This window comes from Streptomyces sp. NBC_00691 (assembly GCF_036226665.1).
In the GTDB taxonomy this organism is placed as follows: domain Bacteria; phylum Actinomycetota; class Actinomycetes; order Streptomycetales; family Streptomycetaceae; genus Streptomyces.
Genome location: NZ_CP109007.1, coordinates 2,840,919 through 2,852,678, shown reverse-complemented (window position 1 = coordinate 2,852,678; position 11,760 = coordinate 2,840,919). Strand labels below are relative to the sequence as shown.

Annotated in this window: 10 protein-coding genes; 9 read left to right on the top strand and 1 reads right to left on the bottom strand. The window is 71.0% G+C overall.

What is annotated here, in order from left to right; translation table 11 throughout:
* Positions 1–90 precede the first annotated feature (90 nt).
* The gene (locus tag OG392_RS12880) at positions 91–1,113 is read right to left on the bottom strand and encodes a rod shape-determining protein (protein ID WP_329278758.1); all 1,023 of its coding nucleotides are present in this window, start codon (positions 1,111–1,113) and stop codon (positions 91–93) included.
* 112 nt (positions 1,114–1,225) lie between these two features.
* Here OG392_RS12880 and folC point away from each other — a divergent pair, with 112 nt between their 5' ends.
* The 9 genes from folC (at position 1,226) to OG392_RS12835 (ending at position 11,733) form a co-directional block, all read left to right on the top strand.
* Complete coding sequence (gene folC / locus OG392_RS12875; RefSeq protein ID WP_329278756.1) at positions 1,226–2,728, top strand: bifunctional tetrahydrofolate synthase/dihydrofolate synthase; 1,503 nt, start codon at positions 1,226–1,228, stop codon at positions 2,726–2,728.
* Positions 2,729–2,733: 5 nt separating this feature from the next.
* Positions 2,734–3,099 carry a DUF4233 domain-containing protein gene (locus tag OG392_RS12870; protein ID WP_030317602.1) on the top strand — a complete coding sequence of 122 codons (366 nt, stop codon included), beginning with the start codon at positions 2,734–2,736 and terminating at the stop codon, positions 3,097–3,099.
* Positions 3,100–3,164: 65 nt separating this feature from the next.
* Positions 3,165–3,578 carry a nucleoside-diphosphate kinase gene (ndk, locus tag OG392_RS12865; protein WP_329278755.1) on the top strand — a complete coding sequence of 138 codons (414 nt, stop codon included), beginning with the start codon at positions 3,165–3,167 and terminating at the stop codon, positions 3,576–3,578.
* A gap of 300 nt (positions 3,579–3,878) precedes the next feature.
* On the top strand, positions 3,879–4,898 hold the full coding sequence (locus tag OG392_RS12860; protein ID WP_030317599.1) for a rod shape-determining protein: 1,020 nt from the start codon (positions 3,879–3,881) through the stop codon (positions 4,896–4,898).
* Between the two features lie 93 nt (positions 4,899–4,991).
* Positions 4,992–5,984, top strand: coding sequence for a rod shape-determining protein MreC (gene mreC / locus OG392_RS12855; RefSeq protein ID WP_329278752.1), 993 nt, complete (start codon positions 4,992–4,994; stop codon positions 5,982–5,984).
* Positions 5,981–6,649 (top strand): rod shape-determining protein MreD, encoded by a 669-nt coding sequence (gene mreD, locus OG392_RS12850; protein ID WP_329278750.1) that lies wholly within the window; start codon positions 5,981–5,983, stop codon positions 6,647–6,649. The genes mreC and mreD overlap by 4 nt, the downstream gene beginning before the upstream one ends.
* 19 nt (positions 6,650–6,668) lie before the next feature.
* A complete protein-coding gene (gene mrdA, locus OG392_RS12845) occupies positions 6,669–8,921 on the top strand; it encodes a penicillin-binding protein 2 (RefSeq protein ID WP_329278748.1) in 2,253 nt (750 codons plus the stop codon).
* A gap of 4 nt (positions 8,922–8,925) precedes the next feature.
* Complete coding sequence (gene rodA / locus OG392_RS12840; protein WP_329278746.1) at positions 8,926–10,125, top strand: rod shape-determining protein RodA; 1,200 nt, start codon at positions 8,926–8,928, stop codon at positions 10,123–10,125.
* Between the two features lie 81 nt (positions 10,126–10,206).
* On the top strand, positions 10,207–11,733 hold the full coding sequence (locus OG392_RS12835; RefSeq protein ID WP_329278744.1) for a CYTH and CHAD domain-containing protein: 1,527 nt from the start codon (positions 10,207–10,209) through the stop codon (positions 11,731–11,733).
* Positions 11,734–11,760 lie beyond the last annotated feature (27 nt).

The following is an 11,760-nucleotide window of genomic DNA, read 5'->3' as shown; positions in this document are numbered from 1 at the left end:
CGCACCGAGGCCCGCCGCCCGCCGGGCTGACGCGCCGAGGCCCCGGGCTGACGCACCGAGGCCCGCCGCCCGCCCCGCCCGCCCCCGTGCTCAGCGGACCGTCTCCGCCTTCCCCAGCACCCGCTGCAGCCCGTCGAAGTCGTCCACGCACCGCCCCGACCCCAGCACCACGCATTCCAGCGGACGGTCCGCGACGAAGACCGGGATGCCCGTCGCCGAGGCCATCCGCAGGTCCAGGCCCGGCAGCAGCGCCCCGCCGCCGGTCAGCACGATGCCGTGCTCCATGACGTCGCCGGAGAGCTCAGGCGGGCACTCCTCCAGGGTGACCCGCACAGCCGAGATGATCGCCTCGACCGGCTCGTCGAGCGCCGCCCGCACCTCGGGCACGGTCAGCTCCACCGTCCGGGGCAGTCCGCCGACCCGCTCCCGGCCGCGCACGGTGAACGTCCGCCCCTCCCGTTCCTCCTCGCCCGGCACCGGCCAGGCCGAGCCGATGGCGACCTTGACGTCCTCGGCGGTCCGCTCGCCGATCAGCAGCGAGTGCTCCTTGCGGACGAATTCGGTGACGGCACCGTCGAGCCGGTCGCCGCCCACCCGCAGCGACCGGGCCGTGACGATCCCGCCGAGCGAGATCACGGCCACCTCCGTCGTACCGCCGCCGATGTCGACGACCATCGAGCCGCGCGGGTCGGAGACCGGCAGTCCGGCTCCGATCGCCGCCGCCATCGGCTCCTCGATCAGATGGACCGCCCGAGCCCCCGCCGACAGCGAGGCGTGCACGATCGCCCTCCGCTCGACCTGGGTGCACCCGCTCGGCACACAGACCACCATGCGGGTGCGGGGCCGGCGGCGGCCCGGAACGGCCTTGCGCACGAAGTGCCGGATCATCTCCTCGGCCGCCTCGTAGTCGCTGATCACACCGTCCCGCAAGGGCCGGATCGCGGTGATCGAACCCGGTGTCCGCCCGATGGTCTCCTTCGCCTCCGCACCGACCGCGAGCGCCTGCCGTGAGTCCTCCCGCACCGCCACCACGGACGGTTCGTCGAGCACGATGCCCTCGCCCCGTGCGTAGAGGAGCGTGTTGGCCGTGCCGAGGTCGATCCCTATGTCCATGATCGCCAAGTTTGCCCGGCCGGTACGGCGGACGGCGGACCGAAAGTCCCGAAAGGGCCGGGTCCATGGTCCTGTCGCTCGTGGTGTCGGAACCCGTCCGTAGACTGGCCCCGTGAGTGAGCCGAGCGACCAGAGCGACGACCAGTTCGACGACATCGTCGACACCGAGACCCAGCGCGACCCCGACCTGGCGGTGATCGAGGCCGGCAGCCGCACCCTGCGCACCCAGGGCGGCCGGCCCCAGGGCGACCCGGTGCCGGGCCGCCCGGAGGACCCGGAGCTCGACAAGGCGCTCCGCGAGGTCGAGACCGAGCTGTCCACCCGCTGGGGCGAGACCAAGCTGGAGCCCTCGGTCACCCGGATCGCGGCCCTGATGGACGTCCTCGGCGAGCCGCAGCGCGCGTACCCCTCGATCCACATCACCGGCACCAACGGCAAGACGTCGACGGCCCGCATGATCGAGGCCCTGCTCGGCGCCTTCGAGCTGCGCACCGGGCGGTACACGTCGCCGCACGTGCAGACCATCACCGAGCGCATCAGCCTGGACGGCGCCCCGATCTCCGCCGAGCGGTTCGTCGAGACGTACCAGGACATCAAGCCGTACGTGGAGCTGGTCGACTCCCGTGAGGAGTTCCGGCTCTCCTTCTTCGAGGTCCTCACCGGAATGGCGTACGCGGCCTTCGCCGACGCCCCGGTCGACGTGGCCGTCGTCGAGGTCGGCATGGGCGGCACCTGGGACGCGACGAACGTCATCGACGGCTCCGTCGCCGTCGTCACCCCCATCGACCTGGACCACACCGACCGGCTCGGCGGGACGACCGCCGAGATCGCCGGTGAGAAGTCCGGGATCATCAAGCAGGGCGCGACCGTGATCCTGGCCCAGCAGCCGGTGGACGCGGCGCAGGTCCTGCTGAAGAAGGCCGTCGAGGCGGACGCCACGGTGGCCCGTGAGGGCATGGAGTTCGGCATCGTCGCCCGCGAGGTCGCGGTCGGCGGGCAGCTCCTCACCCTGCGCGGCCTGGGCGGCGAGTACGACAACATCTTCCTGCCGCTGCACGGCGCCTACCAGGCGCACAACGCGGCGGTGGCACTGGCGGCGGTCGAGGCCTTCTTCGGCATCGGCTCGGAGCACGCGCGGACCCTGGACCTCGACACGGTCCGGCAGGCCTTCGCCCAGGTGGCCTCGCCCGGCCGTCTGGAGATCGTCCGCTCGTCCCCGACGGTCATCCTGGACGCCGCGCACAACCCGCACGGCGCGCGGGCGACGGCGGAGGGCGTGGCCGAGGCCTTCGGCTTCTCGCGGCTCGTCGGCGTCGTCTCCACGAGCGGAGACAAGGACGCCAAGGGCCTCCTGGAGGCCTTCGAGCCGATCTTCGCCGAGGTCGTCGTCACGGCGAACTCCCATCCCCGGGCCACGGACGTGGACGCGCTCGCCGCCATCGCGGTCGAGGTCTTCGGCGAGGACCGGGTCGTCGTGGAGCCGCGGCTGCCCGACGCCCTGGAGGCGGCCGTCACCCTCGCGGAGGAAGAGGCCGAGTACGGCGGCGCGGGTGTCCTCGTGACCGGTTCGATCTTCACGGTCGGGGACGCCCGGCTGCTGCTGCGAAGGGGCTGAACCCGATGCGTACGCTCTGTTCCTCGACGCTCATCGGCGAGTTCTTCGTGATCGGCTTCGCCGGTCTCGTCGCGATGAAGGACGACAGTCTCGCCATGTCCACCGTCTGGTGGGTCTGCGGTGTCGCGATGGTCATCTCGGTGCTGCTCTGTGGGATGGTCACCCGCCCCGGCGGTGTGCAGCTCGGCTGGGCCCTGCAGATCGGCCTGATCCTCAGCGGCTTCGTCGTGCCGACGATGTTCTTCCTCGGGGCGGTTTTCGCCGGTCTGTGGTGGGCCTCCGTTCACTATGGGCGACGGATCGACGACATCAAGGCACGGTGGGCCGAGGCCCAGGCCGCAGGGGCCTCGGCAGGGCCTGACGCTGCGTAATCGAGGGGCGCGCGGGGCCTGTAGCCTCGGAGGTCCCGCACACGCTTTTCCGAAGGAGTTCCCCCGTGAGCCAGCGCACGCTCGTCCTGCTCAAGCCCGACGCCGTCCGCCGTGGCCTGGTCGGCGAGATCATCGGCCGCATCGAGCGCAAGGCCGGCTGGACCCTGGCGGCCCTGGAGCTGCGCGAGCTGGACCAGGAGACCCTGGAGCAGCACTACGGCGAGCACAAGGGCAAGCCCTTCTACGAGCCGCTGATGGGCTTCATGGCCTCCGGCCCCGTCGTCGCGCTCGTCGTCGAGGGTGAGCGGGTCATCGAGGGCGTCCGCCAGCTGGCCGGTCCGACCGACCCGATCGCCGCCGCGCCCGGTTCGATCCGCGGCGACTTCGGCACCATCGTCCGGGAGAACCTGATCCACGCCTCCGACTCGGAGGAGTCGGCCCTGCGCGAGCTGAAGATCTTCTTCCCCGGTCTGGTCTGAGCCGACCCGATTCCGCTGACTCGGCGTCAGCCGAACGCAGCAGCCTGTGGGGCGACCGAAGGAATTCGGTCGCCCCCAGGCATATGAACGCCGATCCCGGGAACGGATCGCCGCGTCCTACCGTCACCTGTACAGAGGTGGACCACCGCGCGGTATCCGGGCGGGCGGCACTACGATGGAAAACTCCACGCCGCACCACCTTCAGCCACCCATTTCAGCCACCGTTTCGCCTGCCTGAGAAGCCGTCAACGCTCGCTGGGGAAGGCCCGAAGCATCCTCATGGGAAACAAGGGGAACTCAATGTCGTTCATCGGCCGTGACATGGCTATCGACCTCGGGACTGCCAACACGCTGGTGTACGTCAGGGGGCGTGGCATCGTCCTCAACGAGCCGTCCGTCGTCGCGATCAACACCAACACCGGTGGCATCCTCGCCGTGGGCGCCGAGGCGAAGAAGATGATCGGCCGGACCCCCGGCAACATCGTCGCCGTCCGGCCCCTGAAGGACGGCGTGATCGCCGACTTCGAGATCACCGAGCGGATGCTCCGCTACTTCATCCTCAAGATCCACAAGCGCCGCTACCTGGCCCGCCCCCGGGTGGTCGTCTGCGTGCCCTCCGGCATCACGGGAGTGGAGCGCCGCGCCGTCATCGAGGCCTCGACGCAGGCCGGTGCCCGCCAGGTGCACATCATCGAGGAGCCGATGGCGGCGGCCATCGGCTCGGGCCTCCCGGTCCACGAGGCCACCGGCAACATGGTCGTGGACATCGGCGGCGGCACCACCGAGGTCGCCGTCATCTCCCTCGGCGGAATCGTCACGGCACAGTCGATCCGGGTCGCCGGCGACGAGCTGGACAACGCGATCATCCAGCACATCAAGAAGGAGTACTCGCTCCTCCTCGGTGAGCGCACCGCCGAGCAGATCAAGATCACCATCGGCTCCGCGTACGACCTCGACAAGGACGAGCACACCGAGATCCGCGGCCGCGACCTCGTCTCCGGTCTGCCCAAGACCGTGGTCATCTCGGCCGCCGAGGTCCGCAAGGCCATCGAGGAGCCGGTGAACGCCATCGTCGACGCGGTGAAGACCACCCTCGACAAGTGCCCGCCGGAGCTCTCCGGTGACGTGATGGACCGCGGCATCGTTCTCACGGGTGGCGGCGCCCTGCTCCGCGGCCTCGACGAGCGCCTCCGCCGCGAGACCGGAATGCCGATCCACATCGCCGAGGACCCGCTGGACTCGGTGGCGCTCGGCTCCGGAAAGTGCGTGGAGGAGTTCGAGGCCCTCCAGCAGGTCCTGGACGCCCAGCCGCGCCGCTAGCACCACCCGTACGGCCCACGCGGGCACCATCGCACGGCCGTACGACCGCACAGTCGAACAACCGAACCACGAGGAAAGGCACGGCCGCCGCACGTGAGGGACACACGAGAGAGCCGGCTGCTCCTGGTGCTGCTGATCGCCATCGCGTTCGCACTGATCACGGTGGACATCCGCGGCGGTCAGGAGTCACCCGTCGACGGTGCCCGGCAGGCCGCAGCGGCGGTCTTCGGGCCGGTCGAGAACGGTGTGGCGGCCGCCGTCGATCCCATCGGCAACGCCATAGGCGCGGTCCGGGACTCCGGCGAGCGCCACACCCGGATCGCCGCCCTGGAGAAGGAGAACGCCGAGCTCAAGGCGGAGCTCGGCAGCGACGACCGCAACCGCAACCGGCTGCGCGAGCTCGACTCCATCCTGAAGACCGCCGGAGCCGGGCAGTACGGCATCAAGGGCGCGCAGGTCATCGCCATAGGAGCGGCCCAGGGCTTCTCCTGGACCGTCACCCTCGACGTGGGCGCGCGCGACGGCATCAAGCGGGACATGACCGTGCTGAACGGCTCCGGGCTCGTCGGCCGCATCACCACCGTCGGCCCCTCGACCTCCACGGTCCTGCTCGCCAACGATCCCGACTTCACCGTCGGTACGCGCATGGAGAAGTCCGACGAGCTCGGCTTCGCCACCGGCCAGGGCGACCGCCCGCTGCTCGTGCAGCTCCTCAACGGCAAGGCCAAGGTGAAGCCCGGCGACCGGCTCGTCACCTTCGGCTCGCGCGCCGACAAGCCCTTCGTGCCGGGCGTCCCGGTCGGCGAGGTCGTCCGCGTCGACCCCGCGGGCGGCGGACTGACCCGCAACATCTACGTCCGCCCGTACGTCGGCTTCACCAAGCTCGACATCGTCGGCGTCGTCGTCCAGGCCCCCCGCGCCGACCCGCGCGACATGGTCCTGCCGCAGAAGCCCAAGCCCGCGCCGACCGTCACGGTCACCGTGACACCGACGCCACCGGACGGGCGGCAGGCCGCCGACGGACAGCGGAACCAGCAGGGCCAGAACCAGCAGCAGGGCCAGGACCAGGGGGACGTGACACCGTGAAGTTCAACCGGATCCTCCTCTCCGCCACCCTGATCGTGGTGGCCCTGGTCGTGCAGGTCTCCGTGCTCGCCCGCCTCCAGCTCCCCGGCGCCGTCCCCGACCTGGTCCTGCTCACCGTGGTCGGCCTGGCCCTGGTGTACGGGCCGGTCAGCGGCTCGCTCATCGGATTCAGCGCCGGCCTGCTCGCCGACCTGGCCCCGCCCGCCGACCACGCCGCCGGCCGCTACGCCCTCGTGCTCTGCGTCATCGGCTACCTCGTCGGTCTGGCCCGCCCGGAGAACGGCCGGCTGACCTCCGCCGCCGGCCCGATGGCCGTCGTCGTCGCGGCCGCCGTCGGCTCCACCCTGCTGTACGCGGGAGTGGGCGCCCTCGTCGGCGACACCGCCGCCCGCCATGTCGGCCTGGGGTTCCTGCTGTTCACCGCGGCCGTGTACGACCTGCTCCTCGCGCCCTTCACGGTGCCGCTCATCATGGCGCTGGCCCGCCGCGCGGAGAACGATCCGCTCGCGGACGCCGGCGGGGGCAACGGCGCCGACGTCGCCTCCGGCTGGCTCTCCTCCGGCACCGGCCTGCGGATCGGGAACCAGCGCGGCGGCCTGCGGATGAAGACCGCCCATAGCCGGGCCTCACGGGCCGGACGCATCAAGGGAGTCAAGCGACTGTGACCGAGGGGGCCCCGGCAGTATGAGCAACATTCCCGAGACAGGGCGGACCCCCCGGGTCCAGATCCGTCTCGTCGTCATCCAGATCCTCGTCTTCTCGCTGCTGCTGACCCTGGGGGGCCGGCTCTGGTACCTCCAGATCCGCAACGGCAAGGAGTACACGGACGAGGCCAAGAACAACCACGTCCAGCAGGTCGTGCAGCCCGCCGTGCGCGGCTCCGTCCTGGACGCCCGCGGCGTCCCGCTCGCCGACAACGAGACCCGGCTCGTGGTCTCCGCGTCCCGCACCGAGCTGATGAAGATGAAGGACGACGGCAAGGCCGTCCTGACCCGGCTCGCCGACGTCCTCGACATGAAGCCCGACGAGGTCATCAACAAGATCCGGCTCTGCGACTCCCAGACCCCGAAGCCCTGCTGGAACGGTTCGCCCTACCAGCCGATCCCGGTCACGGACGAGGCCACCACCCAGCAGGCCCTCCAGATCCGCGAGCGCGCCGAGGACTTCCCCGGCATCACCGCCGAACCCACCGCCGTACGCCGCTACCCGGCCCCCGGCAAGTCCCGCACCTCGCAGGTCCTCGGCTACCTCTCGCCCGTCACCGACTCGGAGATCGAGAAGGCCAAGGACACCGACTCGCCGTTCCTCCGCTCCGACCAGGTCGGCCGCTCAGGCCTGGAGCGCACCTACGACAAGGAACTGCGCGGCAAGGCCGGCGTCACCCGCTACGAGGTCGACAACCTCGGCCGCGTCATCGGCCAGGCCAAGAGCGACCCCGCCGTGCCCGGCTCCAACGTCGTGACCTCCATCGACGCCCGCGTCCAGGCGGTCGCCGAGTGGGAGCTCCACAACGCGATGGTGGAGGCCCGCAAGACGTACGACAAGAACACCAGCGAGAACTACAAGGCCGACGCCGGCGCCGTCGTCGTCATGGAGAACAAGACCGGCCGGATCGTCGCCATGGCCTCGCAGCCCGACTACGACCCCAACGCCTGGGTCGGCGGCATCTCCGCCAAGGACTACGCGGCCCTCACCGGCAAGGGCTCCAACTTCCCGCTGCTCAACCGGGCCATCCAGGGCCAGGCGGCGCCCGGCTCGATCTTCAAGGTCATCCCGACGACCGCCGCGGTCAACGCCGGCTACGACTTCAACGGGCGCTACCCCTGCCCGTCCTCGTACTCCATCGGCAACCAGGTCTTCAAGAACTTCGAGTCCCAGGGCCACGGCTCCATCACCCTCGGCCAGGCCCTCGAGGTCTCCTGCGACACCGTCTACTACGCCCTCTCCCACCAGCAGTGGCAGAAGGACGGCGGGATGAAGCCGAAGAAGAACGCCAACGACTGGTTCTACAAGACGGCCCACCAGTTCGGTCTCGGCGCCGAGACCGGCATCGACCTCCCCAACGAGGTCACCGGCCGCGTCCCCGACCGGAAGTGGAAGCAGGACTTCTGGAAGGACAACAAGGACTACTGGTGCCGCATCGGCAAGAAGGGCGGCACGTACGTCCAGCAGCTCTCGTACGAGAACTGCCTCGAAGGCAACCTGATGCGCGCCGGTGACTCCGTCAACTACTCCATCGGGCAGGGCGACACCCTCGTCACCCCCATCCAGATGGCCACCATCTACGCCGCCATCGCCAACGGCGGCACCCTCTGGAACCCGACCGTCGGCAAGGCGATCATCAGCCCCGACGGCAAGAAGGTCACCGAGATCAAGCCCAAGGCCCACGGCAAGCTCCCCATGGACACCAAGACGCAGGCCTTGATAGAGGAGGCCCTCGCGGGAGTCGCCACCCGCGGTACGGCCGCCTGGCGATTCGGCGGCTGGCCGCAGGACAAGATCCCGATGCACGCCAAGACGGGTACCGCGGAGGTCTACGGCAAGCAGACGACCTCCTGGTTCGCCACGTACACCAAGGACTACGCGATCGTCATGACGATCGCCCAGGGTGGTACGGGATCCGGCGCGTCCGGCCCCGCCGTCCGCAACATCTACGACGCGCTCTACGGGCTCGACGACGCCGGCAAGCAGGACCTCAGGCGGGCCCTGCTGCCGCAGCCGCAGAAGACCCTCCCGAAGATCGAGGCCGACGGCTCCATCGACGCCCCGAAGGTCAAGCCGTACGACCCGGAGGTCGGGAAGATCGACCCCGACGCGCCCCAGAACCCGCCGGCCGACACCGACCCGGCCGACCCGGCGGATCCGGGCCAGGCCGACCCCGACAAGCCCGACCAGCAGGAACTCGCGGGCCCGCCCGCCACCTGGCGGAGGGACTGAACCGATGACCGCACCCCACGGCTTCTCCGTCTCCCGGTACGCCCCCGAGCGCGGCACGCTCGCCAAGCTGGCCGCCCGCGACTCGGTGGTCCGCCGGCTCGACTGGCCGATCCTGCTCTCCGCGCTCGCGCTCTCCTTCATCGGGTCGCTGCTCGTCTGGTCCGCCACCCGCGGCCGCACCGAGCTCAACAACGGCGACCCGTACTACTTCCTCTTCCGCCACCTGCTCAACACCGGCATCGGCGTCGCGCTGATGATCGGCACGATCTGGCTCGGCCACCGCACCCTGCGCGGCGCGGTCCCGGTCCTCTACGGCCTCTCGATCGTGCTGATCCTCGCCGTCCTCACCCCGCTGGGCGCCACCATCAACGGTGCCCACGCGTGGATCGTCGTCGGCGGCGGCTTCTCGCTCCAGCCCAGTGAGTTCGTGAAGATCACGATCATCCTGGTGATGGCGATGCTGCTGGCCGCGAAGGTCGACGCCGGCGACCAGATCCACCCCGACCACCGCACCGTCGCCAAGGCCCTCACCCTGGCCGCGCTCCCCATGGGCATCGTCATGCTGATGCCGGACCTCGGCTCGGTCATGGTCATGGCGGTCATCGTGCTCGGCGTGCTGCTCGCCTCCGGCGCCTCCAACCGGTGGGTCCTCGGACTGATCGGCGCCGGCGTCGGCGGCGCGGTCCTCGTCACCGCGCTCGGCATGCTCGACGAGTACCAGATCAACCGCTTCGCGGCCTTCGCCAACCCCGACCTCGACCCGGCCGGCGTCGGCTACAACACCAACCAGGCCCGGATCGCGATCGGCTCCGGCGGCCTCCTCGGCTCCGGACTCTTCAAGGGCTCCCAGACCACCGGCCAGTTCGTGCCCGAACAGCAGACCGACTTCGTCTTCACGGTGGCGGGGGAGGAGCTGGGCTTCGTCGGCGCCGGCCTGATCCTGCTGCTGCTCGGCGTCATCCTCTGGCGGGCGTGCCGGATCGCCCGCGAGACCACCGAGCTCTACGGCACGATCGTCGCCGCCGGCATCATCGCCTGGTTCGCCTTCCAGTCCTTCGAGAACATCGGCATGACCCTCGGCATCATGCCGGTCGCCGGCCTGCCCCTGCCGTTCGTCTCCTACGGCGGCTCGTCGATGTTCGCGGTGTGGGTGGCGATCGGACTCCTCCAGTCCATCAGGGTCCAGCGGCCCATGACGGCCTAGAGGACGTCCGGCCCGCCGGGATTTCCGGACAGGCTGATGGGCGTACTCCCGCCGTGTTCACTTCCCGTCTAGATTCGATTCATGGCGGACACGAAGCGAGAGATCGAGCGGAAGTACGAAGCCACCTCCCGGACCGGCCTCCCGGACCTGACCCGGGCGGCCGGGGTGGCCTCGGTCACCGACGAGGGCGTCACCGAACTCGACGCCGTCTACTACGACACACCCGATCTGAGGCTCGCCGCCGACGCGCTCACCCTGCGCCGCCGCACCGGAGGCGCGGACGCCGGCTGGCACCTCAAGTTCCCCGTCGCCTCCGGCATCCGCGACGAGATCAGAGCCCCGCTCTCGGACACGCTCCCGCGGTCCCTGGCGGGGCTCCTGCGGTCCCGCGTCCGGGACACCGAGGTCGTCCCCGTCGTCCGCCTCCGCTCCTCCCGCGACGTCCGCCACCTCCGCGACGGCGACGGCGTCCTCCTCGCCGAACTCTCCGTGGACACCGTCCACGCCGAGGGCCTCACGAGCGGGGGAGAGGCCGCCTGGACCGAGATCGAGGTCGAACTCGCCGACGACACCGACCCCGCCGTCCTCGACGCCGTCGAGAAACGCCTCAGGAAGGCCGGCATCCGGCCCTCCGACTCCCCGTCGAAACTGTCCCGCGCGCTCGCCGAGACGGGCGTGGAACCCGAGGCGCCCGCGGCCGCGCCGCAGCCGCCCGCCGCCCCCGGCACCGCCGGGGCCGCCGTCCTGGCCTACGTCCGCGAACAGGTCGAGGCGATCGTCACCTACGACCCCGCCGTGCGGCGCGACCTGCCCGACGCCGTCCACCAGCTGCGCGTCGCCTGCCGCCGGCTGCGCAGCGCCTTCAAGACGTACCGGAAGGTCCTCGACCGGGAGGCCACCGACCCGATCGGCGAGGAGCTGAAATGGCTCGCCGGGGAACTCGGCGTCGCCCGCGACCAGGAGGTCCTCGACGAACGGCTGCGCGCCCGCCTCGACGAGCTGCCCCGCACCCTGATCCTCGGCCCGGTCCGGGCCCGGCTGCGCCGCCGTGACGCCGCCCTCGGCAGGAACGCCCGCCGGCAGGCCCTCGCCGCCCTCGACTCCGCCCGCCACCTCGCCCTCCTCGGAGCGCTCGACGCCCTCCTCGCCGACCCGCCGCTGCGCGCGGACGCCGCCGGAGACGCCCGGACGGTCCTCGCCCACGCCGTCCGCAAGGACCACGAACGCCTCGCCCGACGGATCGCGCACGCCCTCTCCCTCGAACCCCAGGACGCCCGCGACCTCGCCCTCCACGAGGCCCGCAAGGCCGCCAAACGCGCCCGCTACGCGGCCGAGGCCTCCCGTCCCACCCTCGGGAAGCCCGCGAAGCGGCTGGCGAAACGGGTGAAGGCCGTCCAGAGCCTGCTCGGTGAGCACCAGGACGCCGTCGTCGCCCGGGGCGCCCTGCGCGAGCTCGCGATCGTGGCCCACGGGGCCGGCGAATCGGCCTTCACCTGGGGACTTCTGTACGGACACGAGGAAGCCGCCGCGGCGGCCGCCGAGCGGGCGCTCCCCGGGGTCTGGGCCAGGGCCTCGGCCCCGGAACTCACGGCGTCCTTGGCCCGCTGAGCACCGGGGTACGCTTGAGAGTCGCCC

Bases quoted from the DNA above. Each gene is read 5' to 3' on its own strand.
- OG392_RS12880 (WP_329278758.1), bottom strand. From the start codon at position 1,113: ATGGACATAGGGATCGACCTCGGCACGGCCAACACGCTCCTCTACGCA.
- mrdA (WP_329278748.1), top strand. From the start codon at position 6,669: ATGAGCAACATTCCCGAGACAGGGCGGACCCCCCGGGTCCAGATCCGT.
- OG392_RS12835 (WP_329278744.1), top strand. From the start codon at position 10,207: ATGGCGGACACGAAGCGAGAGATCGAGCGGAAGTACGAAGCCACCTCC.
- OG392_RS12870 (WP_030317602.1), top strand. From the start codon at position 2,734: ATGCGTACGCTCTGTTCCTCGACGCTCATCGGCGAGTTCTTCGTGATC.
- rodA (WP_329278746.1), top strand. From the start codon at position 8,926: ATGACCGCACCCCACGGCTTCTCCGTCTCCCGGTACGCCCCCGAGCGC.
- OG392_RS12860 (WP_030317599.1), top strand. From the start codon at position 3,879: ATGTCGTTCATCGGCCGTGACATGGCTATCGACCTCGGGACTGCCAAC.